This is a genomic window from Mesorhizobium sp. M7A.F.Ca.ET.027.03.2.1, assembly GCF_003999175.1.
Taxonomy (GTDB): Bacteria; Pseudomonadota; Alphaproteobacteria; order Rhizobiales; family Rhizobiaceae; genus Mesorhizobium.
In genome coordinates this window covers 1-2,382 of sequence record NZ_RZOM01000964.1, presented here as the reverse complement: position 1 = coordinate 2,382, position 2,382 = coordinate 1, and the positions used below count along the sequence as shown (strand labels likewise).

Sequence of the window (2,382 nt, the reverse complement as noted above, 5' to 3'; positions counted from 1 at the left end):
CCCGGGCATGCACATGGCCGGGAACGGCTTCTCGTTTCAAGGACCCGCCGAAGGCGTTCATGCGCTAGGCTCGTGGATTACGCCCGCAGACGATCTGTTTCTGGTCACCCATATGGGATTCCTGCAGATCGACCCCGAGCAATGGTATTTGAATATAAACGGTCTTGTCGAGAATCCGATGACGTTGCGTCTGGCGGATCTTCAGGCAATGCCGCAGCGTGAGTACATGTCATTTCACGAATGCGCCGGCAGCCCTCTTGCGCCGACAGTGGCCAAGCGCCGGATTGGCAATGTGGTTTGGAAAGGGGTGCCGCTCTCGCTTGTTCTGGAACAGGCCAGGCTTAGCGACAAAGCCTCCTTCATCTGGACGGCTGGACTCGAGTGGGGCGAGTACTCCGGCATTGAAGACGCCTATCAAAAAGATCTACCGATCGACAAGGCCTTGGCCGACGAAGTGCTCTTGGCGCTGGAAATCAACGGCCAGCCACTCACCTGCGAGCGCGGAGGTCCGGTTCGGCTGGTTGTGCCAGGGTGGTACGGCACAAACTCTGTGAAATGGATTGGTTCGATCACGGCTGCGGAGCGACGGGCGAGCGGGGCTTATACGACACGCTTCTACAATGATCCCACGCCTTCGGGCACGAAGCCAGTTTGGAGTGTCGCCCCGGAATCGGTCATCGTATCCCCCTCACCTGTGGACCAATTGCAAGCTGGCATACCCACAGGGATATGGGGCTGGGCTTGGGGAGATCATCGGATAACGCGTGTCGAGGTCAGTGTGGATGGTGGAGGCACCTGGCAGACTGCAAAGGTCGGGCCGCGCGAGGGTAGAAGTTGGCAGCGGTTCGAATTTCCGTGGACCCCGATATCAGGCAAACACATCTTGATGTGTCGGTGCGCTAACGAACTTGGGGAAGGACAGCCGCTGTCTGATGCCAGAAACGCCGTGCACTCGGTTGAGGTTGTTGCCTCGAAATAAGATTTGGGCAAGTTAACCTCCGAGGCTAACTCACCAGTCTTCGCATTTCTGCAGGATCCGAATCATGACCCTCAATCATCCCTCTATCGAGCACGAACGACGCTCTAGCTAGGGGGACCCCAGTGCCAAGCCTTGCCGATCGAGAGATTCGCCGCGCTTTGAAGCAGGTTGAGCAAACCAGGAAGCAGTAGAACCTTGTCGATGGCGAGGTCCACGGAACTGGCCGCCTCGGGATGAAGCCAATGCCGACTGACGTAGGTGTGGGGCCTTGTCGTTTACATTGCGCGCGCCATCCCATGCAGCAGTATGATTGCTGCTCATTACTCTCATGCATATTATCAATTTGATCAATCTCAAGCCTTGCTTCAACGTTCACTGGCTAATGAAAAAGAGAAACACAATGCCTTTACGCGCCGCCCGGTCGGTGGATGGCGGGATGGCTGCGAGATCTCTCGGTTGGCCCGAACAATCGCAAAATGCAATCTACAGCGCCGCCGCTTGGCAAGGGAAGGTGCCATTTACAATGGAGGACCGCCAGTGACTGTGAAGGAAGAAAGTCAACAGCAGATTGACCCAAACGCGCTGACTGTGGTGCCCCTGGGGCATCCCTGGCGGCTGGCAGCCGTTGTGCTCGTCATCGTCGGCGTACTTCTTATAGTGCGATCGGCTATCTTCAACCCGAACTTCCAATGGCCAGTGGTTGCCACCTACCTGTTCAATCCGTTGATCATGAACGGGCTGGGACAGACAATCTCGCTGACGTTCATCGTCATGGTCTTGGCGATTGTCGGCGGGACGATCGCCGCTCTGATGATGCTTTCGCCGAGCAAGCTACTTTCCATTCCCGCAAAGGCATTTGTATGGCTGTTCAGGGGTGCTCCGGCGCTGGTCCAGCTCGTTCTCTGGTACAATCTGTCCTTGGTCATCAAGAACTTCAGCCTTTGGGTGCCTGGCTACGGCACGGTTTTTTCCGTTTCCACAAACGATGTAATGACGCCCATGGTCGCCGCGGTCGTCGCCCTGTCCCTTCACGAAAGCGGATACATGGCGGAGATCGTGCGGGGGGGGTTGAAATCCGTGAGCCCTGGCCAAGGCGAAGCTGCGGCCTGCCTTGGCATGAACCCCGGTCTCTCGCTCCGTCGCATCATATTGCCGCAAGCGATGCGGATGATAATCCCGCCGACGGGAAACGAGACGGTCAATCTTCTCAAGACGACATCTCTTGTGAGCATCATCGCCGTGGGCGATCTGCTGTACTCGGCGCAGTCGATCTACGCCCGCACGTTCGAGACGATGCCGCTCCTGCTGGTGGTGACATTCTGGTATCTGGCCGTCGTCTCCGTGATGTCGATCGGACAATACTACCTCGAGCGCTACTACTCGCGAGATGAGACCAGGCACCA

At 57.1% G+C, this 2,382-nt stretch carries 2 protein-coding genes; both read left to right on the top strand.

The features are described 5' to 3' along the window. Positions 1-7: 7 nt before the first annotated feature. Positions 8-979 (top strand): molybdopterin-dependent oxidoreductase, encoded by a 972-nt coding sequence (locus tag EN750_RS29690; RefSeq protein ID WP_127398871.1) that lies wholly within the window; start codon positions 8-10, stop codon positions 977-979. 537 nt (positions 980-1,516) lie between these two features. Continuing rightward, positions 1,517-2,382 (top strand): amino acid ABC transporter permease (locus EN750_RS29680; protein ID WP_245482847.1); only part of this gene is annotated, 866 nt, incomplete at its 3' end.

Coding starts and splice junctions, on each gene's coding strand:
- EN750_RS29690 (WP_127398871.1), top strand. CDS start 8: ATGCACATGGCCGGGAACGGCTTCTCGTTTCAAGGACCCGCCGAAGGC.